Source organism: Paraburkholderia sp. GAS32 (genome assembly GCF_050434225.1).
GTDB lineage: Bacteria > Pseudomonadota > Gammaproteobacteria > Burkholderiales > Burkholderiaceae > Paraburkholderia > Paraburkholderia madseniana.
On the sequence record NZ_JBNPVS010000010.1, the window covers coordinates 62,345 to 78,133 of the forward strand.

General features: G+C 61.9%; 11 protein-coding genes and 1 pseudogene. 8 read left to right on the plus strand and 4 right to left on the minus strand.

The features are described from left to right. Nucleotides 1-16 precede the first annotated feature (16 nt). Together P3T25_RS14595 and P3T25_RS14600 are read right to left on the minus strand one after the other, a co-directional pair. Nucleotides 17-2,257: a YadA family autotransporter adhesin gene (locus tag P3T25_RS14595; RefSeq protein ID WP_429358335.1), complete on the minus strand. Its 2,241-nt coding sequence runs from the start codon at nucleotides 2,255-2,257 to the stop codon at nucleotides 17-19. Beyond that, nucleotides 2,249-2,377: pseudogene (locus P3T25_RS14600) on the minus strand (ESPR domain-containing protein); the annotation flags it as partial. The pseudogene P3T25_RS14600 and the gene P3T25_RS14595, both read right to left, overlap by 9 nt. A 617-nt stretch (nucleotides 2,378-2,994) precedes the next feature. Between P3T25_RS14600 and P3T25_RS14605 the strand changes: the two are divergent. The 4 genes from P3T25_RS14605 (at nucleotide 2,995) to P3T25_RS14620 (ending at nucleotide 6,937) form a co-directional block, all read left to right on the plus strand. After that, nucleotides 2,995-4,014 (plus strand): beta-propeller fold lactonase family protein, encoded by a 1,020-nt coding sequence (locus tag P3T25_RS14605; RefSeq protein ID WP_154566134.1) that lies wholly within the window; start codon nucleotides 2,995-2,997, stop codon nucleotides 4,012-4,014. Nucleotides 4,015-4,060: 46 nt separating this feature from the next. Beyond that, nucleotides 4,061-5,059, plus strand: coding sequence for a sterol desaturase family protein (locus P3T25_RS14610; RefSeq protein ID WP_154566135.1), 999 nt, complete (start codon nucleotides 4,061-4,063; stop codon nucleotides 5,057-5,059). A gap of 186 nt (nucleotides 5,060-5,245) precedes the next feature. Next, nucleotides 5,246-6,076, plus strand: coding sequence for an EI24 domain-containing protein (locus P3T25_RS14615; protein ID WP_154566136.1), 831 nt, complete (start codon nucleotides 5,246-5,248; stop codon nucleotides 6,074-6,076). 30 nt (nucleotides 6,077-6,106) lie between these two features. After that, the gene (locus tag P3T25_RS14620) at nucleotides 6,107-6,937 is read left to right on the plus strand and encodes a competence/damage-inducible protein A (RefSeq protein WP_154566137.1); all 831 of its coding nucleotides are present in this window, start codon (nucleotides 6,107-6,109) and stop codon (nucleotides 6,935-6,937) included. 177 nt (nucleotides 6,938-7,114) lie between these two features. Here the strand turns inward: P3T25_RS14620 and P3T25_RS14625 are convergent, their stop codons facing one another. Next, the gene (locus P3T25_RS14625) at nucleotides 7,115-7,579 is read right to left on the minus strand and encodes a rhodanese-like domain-containing protein (RefSeq protein WP_154566138.1); all 465 of its coding nucleotides are present in this window, start codon (nucleotides 7,577-7,579) and stop codon (nucleotides 7,115-7,117) included. A gap of 439 nt (nucleotides 7,580-8,018) precedes the next feature. Between P3T25_RS14625 and glnA the strand changes: the two genes are divergently transcribed. From glnA to P3T25_RS14645, 4 genes are all read left to right on the plus strand, one after another. Next, entirely contained in the window at nucleotides 8,019-9,434 is a 1,416-nt protein-coding gene (gene glnA / locus P3T25_RS14630; protein ID WP_154566139.1) for a type I glutamate--ammonia ligase, read from the plus strand. 212 nt (nucleotides 9,435-9,646) lie between these two features. Further along, entirely contained in the window at nucleotides 9,647-10,789 is a 1,143-nt protein-coding gene (gene glnL, locus P3T25_RS14635) for a nitrogen regulation protein NR(II) (RefSeq protein ID WP_154566140.1), read from the plus strand. Between the two features lie 33 nt (nucleotides 10,790-10,822). Further along, the gene (gene ntrC / locus P3T25_RS14640; protein WP_154566141.1) at nucleotides 10,823-12,340 is read left to right on the plus strand and encodes a nitrogen regulation protein NR(I); all 1,518 of its coding nucleotides are present in this window, start codon (nucleotides 10,823-10,825) and stop codon (nucleotides 12,338-12,340) included. Nucleotides 12,341-12,549: 209 nt separating this feature from the next. Then, complete coding sequence (locus P3T25_RS14645) at nucleotides 12,550-14,823, plus strand: prolyl oligopeptidase family serine peptidase (protein ID WP_429358277.1); 2,274 nt, start codon at nucleotides 12,550-12,552, stop codon at nucleotides 14,821-14,823. Nucleotides 14,824-14,891: 68 nt separating this feature from the next. Here P3T25_RS14645 and xth read toward each other — a convergent pair whose 3' ends face one another. Further along, nucleotides 14,892-15,668 carry an exodeoxyribonuclease III gene (xth, locus tag P3T25_RS14650; RefSeq protein ID WP_154566143.1) on the minus strand — a complete coding sequence of 259 codons (777 nt, stop codon included), beginning with the start codon at nucleotides 15,666-15,668 and terminating at the stop codon, nucleotides 14,892-14,894. Nucleotides 15,669-15,789 lie beyond the last annotated feature (121 nt).

Consider the following 15,789-nt stretch of genomic DNA (forward strand, 5'->3'; position numbering starts at 1 on the left):
CTTTCTTGCCGACGTTTTACCAGTGCATGCCGGCGCCGATTGACGCGCCGAACTGGCCGCGCGAGTCAGAGGTGCCTTGTACCTTGTAGACCCACTTGCCGGTTTCCGACAATTGCGACACGCCGATGGCGATCGCCGACTGCCCGCCGTAGGTGCCGCCGGCCATGGCCACCATGCCGTGACCCGGCAAGACCGCTTGCGGCAAGCCTGCTGCTGCAAGTGCCGTTGCCGTGCCGCCGTAGGCATCGCGGCGGGCCGAGCGGATCTGGTCGTCGGTGTAGCTGTTAGCCTGGCCGACTGCGCCGCTCATGGATTGCTGCAACTGATTGACGTTGACTGCATCCGTGCCTTGCACGCCGGCCGCGACGTTGGTGATCTGACGCTCCTGACCTGCTGCGCCGACCGATACCGTGCTCGCGCGATCCGCGACCGAGCCTTGACCCAATGCCACCGAGTTGTCGGCGCTGGCGTTCGCCGCGGCACCGAGCGCGGTGGCGTTGTTGCCGCTTGCGACCGAGTTCGCGCCCATGGCGATGGCGTTCGTGCCGGTGGCGTTGGCGTTGGCGCCCACAGCGACCGAATGCGTGCCCGAGGCCTGTGCACCTTCTGTGCCGACATTGCCGTCGGCGCTGAAGAACGGCACGTTCGGATTCACCGTGATGTTCTGCACAGCGTTGCCGATTGCCGTGTTCAGTTGGCCGACGTTGACGGCATCGGTTGAGTCCACGCCGTCGGCGACGTTGTGGATGATCGTGCCACCACTGGATGCATCGCCGCCGAGCGTGACGCTGTTCTTGTTGACGCTGCCGTCGGCGTTCTTGTCATACATCACGGCGCCGTCGAGCTTGGCGTCGGTCTGCGACGTAACTTCTTTCAACTGGGCAACGTTGACGGCGTCGGTGTCGGCGGTGCCGGCTGCAACGTTGGTGATCTGGCGTTCTGCGCCCGCTGAACCGACCGATACGGTGTTGATGCGATCGGCGATCGAGCCGTTGCCCAGGGCGACCGAGTTGGCGGAGCTGGCATTTGCCTGATAGCCGAGGGCCGTTGAATTGTCGCCTGCTGCCGTGGCGAGGGTGCCGACGGCCGTGCTGTTGTCTCCCTGTGCCCATGAGGAGGTGCCGGCTGCAAATGACGCGTAGCCGGAAGCGTTGGCGTACGCGCCGATCGCGACCGAGTGGTCGCCGTTTGCAGTGGCGTCGTCCGAGCCGTCATTGGCCCCGCCTGCCTTGAAATAGCGCGAGGCGTCAGCGGCAGCCGCATTCAGTTGGCTCAGGTTGACGGCGTCCGTAGCTTCTGTGCCGGCTGCGACGTTGGTGATTTGACGTTCTGCACCGCTTGCACCGACAGAGACGGTGTTAGCACGATCGGCGACCGAGCCCTGGCCCAGCGCGACCGAATTGACCGCGACGGCATTCGCCTTGTAGCCGAGGGCCGTCGAGCCGTCGCCTGCTGCCGTGGCGAGGGTGCCGACGGCCGTGCTGCTGTCTCCCTGTGCCCACGAGGAGGTGCCGGCTGCAAATGACGCGTAGCCGGAAGCGTTGGCGTAGGCGCCGATCGCGACCGAGTGGTCGCCGTTTGCGGTGGCGTCGTCCGAGCCGTCATTGGCGCCGCCTGCCTTGAAATAGCGCGAGGCGTTAGCGGCGGCCGCATTCAGTTGGCTCAGGTTGACGGCGTCCGTAGCTTCAGTGCCGGCTGCGACGTTGGTGATTTGACGTTCTGCGCCGCTTGCACCGACAGAGACGGTGTTAGTACGATCGGCGATCGAACCTTGGCCCAATGCGACGGAGCCGTCGGCGCTAGCGTCGGCCATGTTGCCCAGCGCGATGCTGTTGTCGCTAGTGGCAGTGGCCTTATAGCCAATTGCAACGGAGTTGGCGCCGTCCACTTCCGAAAAGGCGCCGATGGATGTCGAGTTGATTCCCCTGACCGTGGATATGTTGCCGACGGCCGTACTGTATTCCGCCCCTGTGTCGACTAGCGCTCCATCGCCGGCAGCAAACGCTGCTTTGGCTTTAGCCTCTGCCATATAGCCGAACGCGCTGGCGCCGTTGACAGTCGCATTGGCCCCATAACCGAACGCGGAGGAGCCTGTACCCGACGCGACGGCATTCGCGCCTGCCGCGATAGCGCCTGGTTGACTAGCGCTTGCGTCGTGATCTCCAGCCGGGACTAGTGATGTGGCGTCGAAATAAATGTCAGCGTTCCCCGCATACGCTCCTGACACCCCTCCCAGCAAAACAGCACCAGCCAGCACAGCCTGTGCCAACGCCTGTTTCCGCGACGTCCCGCGTTTCGTCTTCCCCCGGGCCGTTTCCGACGTGGCCACCCACGTTCCCGTCGCTTCACACCAAACCGATTTGTAAATCTTGTTCATTATTTAAGTAACTCCGCGGTTATCGCATGCGCGGACTGCAGATGAAAGCGCGGCGATTCGAATAAGGCGTCATCGCCCTGGTATGTCGCGCACAAAATAAGAACATATAGGCCGCGGTTTCTCCGGTATCCGTTTTCCGTGTCCTGCTGATTTTTTCGCGCGTTCGAATCGCCGGCTTTACGCTCTTGAGTCCACAGGATTAAGTGCATGGGCGATGATCGGCGGGATTGTCAGGTGTGGCGGGGGAGAGGTGGAATAAGCCAATTCCTAAACGGTTGAAAATAAATAATTGTTTGTAATTTATTTTGATTAATTGATATCCAGATGTATAAAATTAGGAAATATAAAGAATCGTCTTGATTTGTCTTATTTGAATTTTAAAAATGTAAGAATGTAATGATCCATTGATTTGATTAAAATAATGGCGTTGTGAAAATCGAATGAGGATTTCCTACATGAAGCCGGCGTTATGTAGGCAGTGCGGCGGAATATGCTGACAGTGTCGTGCCCGCATCCCGCCTGGTTTCCGCTTTTCCGCGCGTCGCACCCGCATCCACGTCAACCGCTGGTCACAGCAAACGTTCTACAATGACGGTTGTTCTCCGAAGTGAGTTTTCATGCGTAAATTTTTTCTTCCCGGCTTGACTGCCACGTTCGCCGCGGGTGCAGCGCTGGTCGCCGCCGCAGGCTTTTTTTCTCCGGCGGCTCACGCCAACAACGTGATCGTGCTCAATTCCGGCGAAGCCACGCTGAGCCTGATCGACGAGACCACTCATCAAGTCGTTGGCACGGTGCCGACGGGTAAAGAACCCCACCACCTGATGGCCACGCCGGACAATTCGTCGCTGATCGTCGCCAACTCGGTGTCGAACAACCTGATGTTCGTCGATCCGAAATCGGGCCAGGTTCAGCGCTGGGTCGAGAACATCGAGGATCCGTACCAGATCGGTTTTTCGCCCGACCGCAAGTGGCTCGTCACCACCGGGCTGCGTCTGGACCGCCTCGACATCTATCATTACGACAGCCAGAAGAACCAGATGACGCTGGCCTCGCGTCTGCCGCTTGCGGTGATGCCGAGCCACATGGCGTTCACCAATGACAGCAAGACGGTTTTCGTCACGCTGCAGGTTTCGGGCGAGCTGGCCGCTATCGATCTGGCCACGCAAACCGTCAAGTGGAAGATGAAGGTCGGCAAGGTGCCGGCTGGCCTGTGGATGACACCGGGCGAGAAGTACCTGCTGATCGGCATGACCGGGGCGGACTACGTCGCCGTGGTCGACTGGCGCAATCAGAAGATCGTCAAGACGATCCCGACGGGCAAGGGCGCGCACAACTTCCGTTCGCTGGCTGACGGCAAACATGTGGCGGTGTCGAACCGCGTTGCGAGCACGATCAGCATCATCGACGAAGATACGCTCACCAACGTTGGCGACATCACCGGCTTGATGCCGGGGCCGGACGACATGGAACTGTCCGCCGACAAACGCTATCTGTGGGTGACCTTCCGTTTCGCGAAGCATATCGGCATCATCGACCTGAACACGCGTAAGCTGATCCAGACGATTGCCGTCGGCCGTTCGCCGCACGGTATCTATTTCTTCAATCGCGCGCCGGTCACGGCGCCGAACGGCGCTTGACGCTGTTATCAGCGAACCGCCAGGAATGAAGTAACAGGCCAGCACCATGTTCCATCTGATTTTTTCTTCTCTCGACAGCTTCGTCTCAACGGTGCAGACGTTGCTGTACGTCGACGTGGTGCAGCCGCTGCTGTTCCGCTTCAATCTGATGGACTACGACGAAGACACTTTCGACAGCCTGTATTGGGTGATCGTCGGCGTCTTCGAGGTGCTGGCGATGTACGCGGTGCTGCGCCCGCTCGAAGCGCTGCGCCCGGTCGAGCGGTGGGAAAACCGCAAGGCGGTGCGCGTCGACGTGATCTACACATGGATCGTCAAGCTCGGCATCCTGAACCTGTTCTTCTTCTTCGCCCTGCAGCCATTCTTCGACAACGTGCAGGCCTGGCTGCGTCTGCACAACATCGCGAATATCGAATTCGACAATCTGTGGCCAGGCGTCACTACGCAGCCGCTCGTCACGTTCGCGATGTATCTGCTCGTGCTCGATTTCGCCGGTTACTGGTACCACCGCTGGGAACATCGGTTCGGCGTCTGGTGGGAGCTGCACGCAGTGCATCACAGCCAGCAGCAGATGTCGCTATGGTCGGACGACCGTAACCATCTGCTCGACAGTTTGTTGCAGGCGTCGTTTTTCGCATCGATCGCGCTGGTGATCGGCGTGCCGCCGTCGCAATTCGTCGTGCTGGTGGCAATCACGAACCTCGCGCAGAGCGTGCAGCACGCGAACATCCGTCTGTACTTCGGCTGGCTCGGCGAGCGCCTGCTGGTCAGCCCGACCTTCCATCGCCGGCATCATGCAATCGGCTATGGCCACGAAGGGTTGAAGTACGGTTGCAACTTCGGCGTGCTGTTCCCATGGTGGGACATGCTGTTCCGAAGCGTATCGTGGAGCCGCGAAATGGAGCCCACTGGCATCCGCGATCAACTCGAAGGTCGCCGCTATGGCGATGGTTTCTGGGCGCAGCACTGGCTCGCTCTTGTGCGCATCGCCGGGCGACTTTCGCCGAAGCGCCGCGCCGAAGCCAACGACGCCGCTGCGGTCTGAGCATTCGTCTTCTTCTCATGCCGCCGGTTTCCCCGGCGGCGCGTCACGTGGTTTATCCTGTCCACGTTTGCGCGCACGTTCCTGAGTCGTTTTCCGGTCTGCATTTCGGTCTGTTCACCGGACCCTTCGCCGGTTCGCCGCGCTATTTCCTTTATTCCATCGTTTCGTTCACCGGCACTGGCTCGCATGAATGATCTGTTGCGCTCGTTCGGGCGCGCACTTGCAAGCGCGCTCCACCCGCGCATGCTCTGGCTGACTTTCCTGCCGTTTCTGGCGGCAACGGTCGGGTGGGGCGTGATCCTGTGGTTTTCCTGGCAGACGCTGATCGGCGCCACGCGCACGTGGCTCGAAAGCTGGTCGTTCACGGTCACGCTTTATCATCTGTTCGACTGGCTCGGCTTTTCGGCGCTGCACACGGCGATCGCGCCGTTCATCGTGATTGCGATGGCGATTCCGCTGATCGTCGTCACGGTGCTGCTGTTGATCGCCACGCTGTCGATGCCGGCGGTGATCCGCTTTCTGTCGGCGCGGCAATTCCCCGGCCTTGAAATGCGCCGCGGCGGAACGTGGTACGGTAGCTTGGGCCACGCATTGTGGACCACGGTGGTTTGTCTGGTGCTGCTGGTCGTCACGTTGCCACTCTGGCTGGTGCCGCCGTTCTTCGCGCTGATTCCGCCGCTGCTGTGGGGCTGGCTGACGTATCGCGTGATGAGTTACGACGCGCTCGCGCTGCATGCCACGCGTGACGAGCGGCGCGCGCTGGTGCGGCGCTTCCGGTTGCCGCTGCTATTGATCGGCATCGCGAGTGGGCTGCTGGGTTCGCTGCCGACGCTGCTGTGGGCGTCGTCGGTATGGCTGATCGTGCTGTTTCCCGTGATCACCGCGGTGACGATCTGGATCTACGCGTTCATCCTTGTATTTTCGGCGCTGTGGTTCGGCTACTACTGTCTGCGCGCACTGCAACGCATGCGCGCGGAAGAGCACGGCCCGCGGCACGCGGCGCCGGTTCCCTACTGATGAATTACTGACAAAGCGAAAGAGGCGGCAATGGCATTTGGCGTCATCATCATCGGCGACGAAATCCTGTCGGGCAGACGTATCGACAAGCATCTGCCGAAGGTCATCGAATTGCTGGGCGCGCGCGGGCTGGCGCTCGGCTGGGCGGAATACATCGGCGACGAGCCGGAGCGCATCACGGCGACGTTGCGACGCACGTTCGCCTCGGGCGACATCGTGTTCTCCACGGGCGGCATCGGCGCCACCCCGGACGACCACACCCGCCAGTGCGCGGCAGCCGCGCTCGGCGTGCCGCTCGAACTGCATCCGGAGGCCGCGAAGCTGATTCAGGAGCGCATCCGCGATATGTATCCGGCGAACGCCGCAACGCCGCTCGATCTGAATTCGGCTGAGAACCGGCATCGTCTGAACATGGGCACGTATCCGCAGGGCGCGTCGATCATTCCCAACGGCTACAACAAGATTCCTGGCTTCTCGATCAAGCAGCACTACTTCGTGCCGGGCTTTCCGGTGATGGCGTGGCCGATGATCGAGTGGGTGCTGGATACGCAGTATGCACATCTGCATCACGCGATGCCGCACGCGGAAAAGTCACTGCTGGTGTTCGAGCTGCCGGAGTCGCGGGTGACGCCGTTGATGGAAAAGATCGAACACGATTTTCCGGGTGTGCGGGTGTTCAGCCTGCCGAGCGTAGGCGATGCGGAGCGCGGCGGCGTGTATGCGCGGCATCACATTGATCTCGGTGTGAAGGGCGAACCGGAAGCGGTGGCGGCGGCTTTTGTGAAGCTGCGTGAAGGTGTGCACCTGCTGGGCGGCGATATCGTCGAGCCGGAGGCGGCTGCGGCTAAACCGCGCGCTTGAGTAGTGATTGAGCCTGGTCGTGCCGCCGTTTGATCGCCGCGCACGCCATCCTTCCTTCGGGCGCGCTTGCGCCCGTGCCTGACTGAAAACTCAACGCATCATCGGCCTGTCACATGCAGCGCGGACGATGCGTCTGATTGTCCCGCCCATCGCCCGAAGGCCCCTGCGAATCAGCAATCAGGCGCCGATCCACGGCAACCCGCGAAAGCACCAGCCCGACACCGTCTTCCGATGCCCCTGGCCGTCCTTGTCGCCTTCGAAGCCCTCCAGCAGGTCATACGCCTTGGTAAAGCCGGCTTGGGTAGCGGCGATCGCAGCGAGCTTCGAGCGCGCGGCGCTGCGACACAAAAACAGCACCGGCGTATCGGGCGAGGCGATGTGGCTCAGTTGCTGAAGGAATTCCTGGTTCGGTACGGCGCCGGGATAGCGCGTCCATTCCACGTGGGCGTATTGCCCGTCGCCGATAACCGGCCGGCCGACCCAATCGAGTTCGGCACGGGTGCGCACGTCGACGAGACGCGTGCGCGGATCGAGTTGCAGCAGTTCGAACGCCTCGGCGGGCGATATCGCGCCCGCATAGGGCAACTGGCTCTCGGTGCGGCGCTTGTCCGCCTGGGCGTACAACTGTTCGAGCGTGCTCATGAGCGCAAATCTCCGTCGGACCAAATGAACATTCTAGCGCGCGGCGTGCGACGCGCATGCGGTTCAGAGACGGCGTCCCGTCCGCACGAAGCAAGGAGACGTGCGCTCAATAGTGGTGCATATTCTCCAGAATGCACCAAAATAGAGGCGTCACCCGTTGCTGATTTTGTGAATGCACTAACTCGGTGCGTTGCGCAGTGTAAAGATTTGAGGGCTGCATGCTGTTCGGTGCGCCCATTCCCCGCAAACGCGCGCGCAGTGTGGTTCTGCGCCGGGTTGGCGCATACATGGCACAGAAGCTGCTTTATTGGTGCCGATCGATTTGTTCCAGCAGGCTTTTATGTTCATCCTCAATGATAGAGGGGTGGACGCGCCGGGACGGGTCAGCTAGATTGGGCGGCGGCTGAATCCGCCGAATTCGTTAATCAGGAGATAGGTTATGAGTAAATCCGTGGCCGACGTCGTTCAACTCGTCAAAGACGAGGACGTCAAGTTTGTCGACTTCCGCTTCACCGACACGCGCGGCAAAGAGCAACACGTTTCGGTGCCGGTGTCGGCATTCGATGAAGACAAGTTCGAAAGCGGCCATGCGTTTGACGGTTCGTCGATTGCCGGCTGGAAGGGCATCGAAGCATCGGACATGTTGCTGATCCCGGACGCGAACACCGCCTTCATCGACCCGTTCTACGAAGAGTCGACCCTCGTCCTGACCTGCGACGTCGTCGAACCGGCTGACGGCAAGGGCTATGAACGCGACCCGCGATCGCTGGCCAAGCGCGCTGAAGCGTACCTGAAGAGCACGGGCCTCGGCGACACGGCCTTCTTCGGTCCGGAACCGGAATTCTTCATTTTCGACTCGGTCAAGTGGGGCACGGACCAGTCGGGCACGTTCGTCAAGATCGGTTCGGAAGAAGCACCGTGGTCGTCGGCGATGGACTTCGAAGGCGGCAACACCGGCCACCGTCCGGGCACGAAGGGCGGCTACTTCCCGGTCGCTCCGGTCGACACGTTCCAGGACATCCGTTCGGAAATGTGTCTGTTGCTCGAACAGATCGGCATCCCGGTCGAAGTGCATCACCACGAAGTCGCGGGCCAGGGCCAGAACGAAATCGGCACGAAGTTCTCGACGCTGGTGCAACGCGCCGACTGGTTGCAGCAAATGAAGTACATCATCATGAACGTCGCGCACACGTACGGCAAGACGGCTACGTTCATGCCGAAGCCGGTGGTCGGCGATAACGGTTCGGGCATGCACGTTCACCAGTCGATCTGGAAAGACGGCACGAACCTGTTCGCAGGCAACGGTTACGCAGGTCTGTCGGAATTCGCGCTGTTCTACATCGGCGGCATCATCAAGCATGCTCGCGCGCTGAACGCGATCACGAACCCGTCGACGAACTCGTACAAGCGCCTCGTGCCGCACTTCGAAGCACCGGTGAAGCTGGCTTACTCGGCTCGCAACCGTTCGGCATCGATCCGTATTCCGCACGTGTCGAACCCGAAGGGCCGCCGTATCGAAACGCGTTTCCCGGATCCGATGGCGAATCCGTACCTGTGCTTCTCCGCGCTGATGATGGCGGGTCTGGACGGCGTGCAGAACAAGATTCACCCGGGCGAAGCGGCCGACAAGAACCTGTACGACCTGCCGCCGGAAGAGGATGCAAAGATCCCGACCGTGTGTGCCGGCCTCGACCAGGCGCTTGACGCACTCGACGCGGACCGCGAATTCCTGACGCGCGGTGGCGTGTTCACGGACTCGATGCTCGACGCGTACATCGAACTGAAGACGGGCGAGCTGCAACGCTATCGTCAGTCGGTGCACCCGATCGAATTCGAAATGTACTACTCGCTGTAAGCGGCAATGGCGCTTCGCCCTTCAAACGGCGAAGCGCTTTGCCCGACGCTCGCGATCGGTCACGAAGGGACGGCGGCGCCGTCCCTTTTTTGTTAGGCGCGAATGAGTCCATTCGCAGCGTTCGCGGCGCAGGGGCAATGAAGTAGCGCATCAGGCAGGACAATAAGCGGTACACCTGATTGATCACCATCTCCTATCGGCCAGACTGCAAGATGGTTCTGAAGAATCTGATGAAGGCAAGGAAAGGGCACGAGCAGACGCTGTCGGACGACGCTCAGCTTGTGGGTTCCGGTTTGCTGCCGGGCTTCGAGGCATTGCCGACGGTCGTGCTGGTGCTGGAGAAACGCACGTTGCGCGTGGTGTTTGCGAACCCGTCGGCGGAGTCGATGCTGGAGCTCTCGCGCAAGCAATTGACGCAGATGGCGTGGCCGGACATCTTCTCGAATGCGGACGAACTGCTCGCCACCATTTCGGCGATCGCCGCCCACCGTTTTCACGCGACGCATCTGGACGCCGTACTCGAGCGTCCGGGCCACGAGCCGCTGCATGTGCATGCGATCGTCGGCTTTCTGGAGAGCGTGCAAGACTACGTGCTGCTCGAACTGTTCGAGAACGAGCGGCATATCCGCACCGACCGCGAGGAACGCATCAACGACCTCACGGCGGTCAACAAACAACTGATCCGCAATCTCGCGCACGAGATCAAGAACCCGCTCGGCGGGATTCGCGGCGCGGCGCAACTGCTCGAATTCGAACTCGGCGAGCGTCAGCGCGACGAGTTGCGCGAGTACACGCAGGTCATCATCAAGGAATCGGACCGGCTGCAAACGCTGGTCGATCGCCTGCTGGAGCCACACCGTCATCCGCATATCGTCGGCGACGTGAATATTCATGAAGTGTGCGAGCGCGTGCGCCAGGTGATTCTCGCGGAGTTTCCGCGCGGTCTCACGATCGAGCGCGATTACGACGTGAGCGTGCCGGACCTGCGCGGCGACAAGGAGCAACTGATCCAGGCGTTGCTGAACATCGTGCGCAACGCTGCCGAAGCCTTGCGCGAACGCATCTCGCAAGGCGATGCGCGCATCGAATTGCGCACTCGCATTGCGCGCAAGATCACCGTGTCGAAACGTTTATGTAAGCTGGCACTGGACTTGCATATCACTGACAACGGGCCAGGCATTCCCGAAGAAATCCGTGACCGCATTTTCTATCCGCTCGTGTCGGGGCGCGAGGACGGCAGCGGTCTCGGCCTGACGCTCGCACAGACTTTCGTGCAACAGCACGACGGGCTGATCGAAGTGGAAAGCCGGCCGGGCCACACCGAGTTTCAGATTCTGCTGCCGCTCGACTGCTAAACATATGTATCTCAAGACTTCTGAACGACCTATATGAAGCCGATCTGGATAGTAGACGACGATCAATCGATTCGCTGGGTGCTTGAAAAAGCGCTCGCCCGCGAAAACTTCGCGACACGCAGCTTCGCGAACGTGCGCGAGGCATCGGCCGCGCTCGATCACGACAGCCCGCAGGTGCTGGTGTCCGACATCAGGATGCCTGGCGGCTCCGGCCTCGAATTGCTGCAAACCGTCCGCGACAAGGTGCCGGGCCTGCCCGTCATCATCATGACGGCGTTCTCGGACCTGGACAGTGCGGTCGCCGCATTCCAGGGCGGGGCATTCGAATACCTCGCCAAACCGTTCGACGTCGACAAGGCAGTCGAGCTGATCCGTCGCGCGGTGGACGAAAGCATGCGCGGCGAACAGACGTGGGACGACCGCGTTGCCGATGCACCGGAAATGCTCGGCCAGGCGCCGGCGATGCAGGACATGTTTCGCGCGATCGGCCGGCTGTCGCATTCCGCGGCCACCGTGCTCATTACCGGCGAATCAGGCACCGGAAAGGAACTGGTCGCGCGTGCGTTGCACCGACATAGCCCACGCGCGAACGGTCCCTTCATCGCGCTTAACACGGCGGCAATTCCGAAGGATCTGTTGGAATCCGAATTGTTCGGTCATGAGCGCGGAGCATTTACCGGCGCGCAGGCCATGCGCCAGGGGCGCTTCGAGCAGGCCGAGAACGGCACGCTGTTTCTCGATGAAATCGGCGACATGCCGTTCGATCTGCAGACGCGCCTGTTGCGGGTGCTGTCGGACGGGCAGTTCTATCGCGTCGGTGGTCACAATCCGTTGCGCGCCAATGTGCGCGTGATCGCCGCGACGCATCAGAACCTCGAATCGCGCGTGCGTCAGGGCTTGTTCCGCGAGGATTTGTATCACCGGCTCAATGTGATCCGCTTGCGTTTGCCGGCCTTGCGCGAGCGTAGCGAAGATATTCCGCTGCTTACGCGCCACTTCCTGCAAAAGAGTGCGCGCGATCTGGGCGTGGAGCCTAAGCGTGTGTCGGAAGAGGCGCTCGCTTATCTGGCATCGCTGCCGTTTCCGGGCAACGTGCGTCAACTGGAGAATCTTGCCAACTGGCTCACGGTGATGGCGCCGGCGCAGACCATCGAGATCAAGGACTTGCCGCCCGATCTGGGCCCCACGCAAGTCGGCGTGGCCGATCTCGCGGGCGGTGGCAACGGCGTGATCGGTGCGGGTGAAGCAGGGCTCGCCGGCGGCGCGCCGATCAACGGCATCAGCGCGGCCACTCATCCGGCCAGCGCTGCCGGCATGCCTGTCGCGACCACCGTCGCCGCTTGGGAAGGCGGCTTGCGCACCGAAGTCGCGCGGATGTTGCGCGAGAATGCGGCCGACGTCATGGATGAACTCGCGCGCCGCTTCGAAGCGGCGGTGATTCGCGAGGCGCTGGATTTCACGCGCGGACGCAAGGTAGAGGCGGCGGAGCGGCTCGGCATTGGCCGCAATACGATTACGCGCAAGATTCAGGAACTCAATCTCGAGCCCTGAGGTTTGCGCGGTTAGCCGGGGCGGTTTGTCAGCCGCCCCGGCAGTTGTTACTTAGGCTGCCCCGTTAGGTCGGCTCCTGGGCAATCCCGCAGGCACCGCCGCATGGACAGCTTCGTCGGCTGTACCGTCAGCCGCTCCGGCGCGCAGCGTCAAAGGCTCTCCGGCTCCCGCAAGGCATAATCGACGCTGTTTTCATTCGACAGCCGACGATGCCCGCTTCTCCCGCTCTTTTCTCCTGGCCGCTTTCTTCCGATCCCTTTCTGTCGCTCGAAGCGCTCGACGACCCTGACGCGCTCGCGTGGGTCGAATCGCAGAACGCCCGCACGCGTGCCGCGTGGTGCAGCAGCGCGGAATTCGAGTCGCTCAAACAGCGGCTTGCCGACGCTTATCTGCCGCGCGAGCGTCCGGTCGTCCCCGATCGCTGGAAGGAGTGGGCCTACGATCTGTGGCAGGACGAGCGCAATCCCAAAGGCATCTGGCGGCGCACGACGTGGGCGGCCTGGCGCAGTGGCGCACCCGTCTGGCAGAACCTGCTCGACTTCGACGCGCTTGGTGCAGCCGAAGGCACGCCATGGGTCTGCGCCGAACTCGACATTCTTTATCCGGATGGCGATCGCGCGCTGGTCACGCTGTCGCCGGGAGGCTCGGATGCGCTGGTGGTACGCGAGTTCGACATTGACGCGCGACGGTTTGTCGACGACGGCTTCGTGATTGCGAAGGCCGGCAAGCACACGGCCTCGTGGATCGATCGGGACACGCTTTATGTCGGCTGGGACAACGGCCGCAAGACGCTGACGCGCTCTGGCTATCCGCGCGAAGTGCGGCGTTGGACGCGAGGGAGCGCACTGACCGACGCGCCGGTGGTCTTCAAAGGGGCGTTTGGCGACATCGGTGTGGAGGCTCACTACGATCCGATCGAGCGGCGCCACACGGTGGTGAGCAGCGTCGATTTCTTCGATTCGTATACGTACCACCTCGATGGCACCGATGGCGCTGCGGACGCGACCCATGCCGCCGGTGTGACCCACGCGGCCAATGAGCGCAATCCCGCTAATGCGGTTAATGCAGGCAGCGTTACCAATAGCGCGAGCGCTTGGCTGCAGTACGACGTGCCGTCGCACGTCGCGGTCGGCGGCTGGCAAGGCTGGCTGCTGCTCGAGCCGCGCCTCGATTGGGACTGCAATGGCGTGCGCTATCCGGGCGGCGCGTTACTGGCGATCCGCGAAGCCGCATTCTTGCGTGGCGAGCGTGACGTGGTGCCGCTTTTCACACCGACATCGCAAACCTCCGCCTGCGAGTGGACACACACGCGCAATCACCTGATCGTGTCGTACCTGGAAGATGTGCAGAGCAAGACCTTGCTGTGGACCCCGTCGCAAGCGGCCGATCAAGCCTGGCAATGGCATCAACGCCTCTTTCCGTCGCGTGACGATGTGCAAGCCGACGTCTCACCGATCGAGCCGACGCTGAACGATGAAGTGTTTGTCGATACCGACGACTATTTGCAACCGCCTGCGTACTGGCTCACCGATCTTGCCCAGAATGACCTGACCGATTGGACGTTGCTCGACCGCTGGCCGACTCAGTTCGATGCGGCGCCGTTCGCGGTGACGCGTGGGCACGCGGTGTCCGCGGACGGCACGCGGGTGCCGTACACCGTGATCGGACCGCGGGTTGCGCAACAAACTGCGCAAGAGCAGACGACGCAGACCGCGCAGCAGACGCGCGATCAAGTGTACGAGCGGACGCATGAGCAAACGGACGAGCAAGCGCAGGAGCAAGCGCGCCCCTGCTTGCTCAACGGTTACGGCGGCTTCGCGATTCCGTTGCTGCCAGGTTATCTGACCGGGCCGGGCATCGGCTGGCTCGAGCGGGGTGGCGTGTACGTCGTGGCGCATATTCGCGGTGGCGGCGAGTTCGGTACGCAGTGGCATACGGCGGCGCAGGGCGAGCATCGGCAGCGCTCGTTCGACGATTTCATCGCGGTGGCCGAGGCGCTCATCAGCACAGGCGTGACCAGCGCCGCGCAACTCGGCATTCAGGGGGGCAGCAACGGCGGCCTGCTGGTCGCGGCGAGCATGGTGCAGCGACCCGAATTATTCGGCGCCGTGGTGTGCGAGGTGCCGCTGCTCGACATGAGCCGCTATCACCTGCTGCACGCGGGCGCGTCATGGATCGATGAATACGGCGATCCGGACGAACCCGACGCAGCACGCGTGCTGGCGGCTTACTCGCCCTATCATCGCGTGAGTGCGGACGTGGCGTATCCGCCGGTGCTGTTCACCACGTCGACTGCTGACGATCGTGTGCACCCCGGACACGCGCGCAAGATGGCCGCGCGCATGCAGGCGCTGGGCGCAGTGAAGGTCTGGTATCGGGAGAACACGGAAGGGGGCCACGGCGGCTCCGATGAGCTGGAGCAGGCCGGGCATGATGCGATGGTGTTCGAGTTCTTGTGGCGCTGTTTGAACGGGCCGGCGTAGGCTTTTGAAACAGAGGCCGGCTGCCGCTCCGCTCTGATCTTGCTGAGGCCCCGCTTGGGGCCGCGCGTTCAGTCGATCTGGGCGACCACCGGCGCGTGGTCCGACGGTTGCTCCCATTTGCGCGGCACCTTGTCGACATCGCAGGCCGAGCACGCTTCTGCAAGCGCTTTCGACAGCAGAATATGGTCGATACGCATCCCCGCGTTACGGCGGAACGCCATCATCCGGTAGTCCCACCACGAATAGATTTTCTCCGGCTGCTCGAACTGACGGAACGCATCGATGAGACCAAGTTCGACCAGCCGCACGAACTCGGCGCGCTCTTCGGGCGACACCAGATTCTGGCCTTCCCATGCTTTCGGATCGTGCACGTCGCGATCTTCCGGCGCGATGTTGTAGTCGCCGAGCAGCGCGAGTTTCGGATACACCGCCATTTCGCTCGCGATCCAGTCGTGCAGGGCGGAGAGCCAGCTCAGCTTGTAGGCGAATTTGTCGGTGCCCGGCGCCTGGCCGTTCGGGAAGTATGCGGAGATGATGCGCACGCCCTCGACGGTCGCGGCGATCACGCGTTGCTGCGGGTCCTCGAAGCCGGGGATATTGCGCACGATGCTGCTTTCGTCGACGTTCAGGCCTTCGCGCACGAGGATGCCGACGCCGTTATAGGTCTTCTGGCCCGCGAACCAGCTCCGGTAACCTTTTGCTTCGAGTTCGGCGCGAGGGAATTTGTCGTCGGTCAGCTTCAATTCCTGAAGGCACAGCACGTCCGCGTGACTGGTTTCGAGCCAGTCGGTGACGTGCTGCAGGCGGACTTTGAGGGAGTTGACGTTCCAGGTGGCTATCTTCACGAGAAATTCTCTTGCTTTTGTAATATGGGGTTTGGGCTTCTAGTGGCGGTTAATTTTGATCTAGCTACCCATTTAGCTACCCATCTTTGAGCTGGTAGGAGAGCCATGGTTCTGGGAGCAG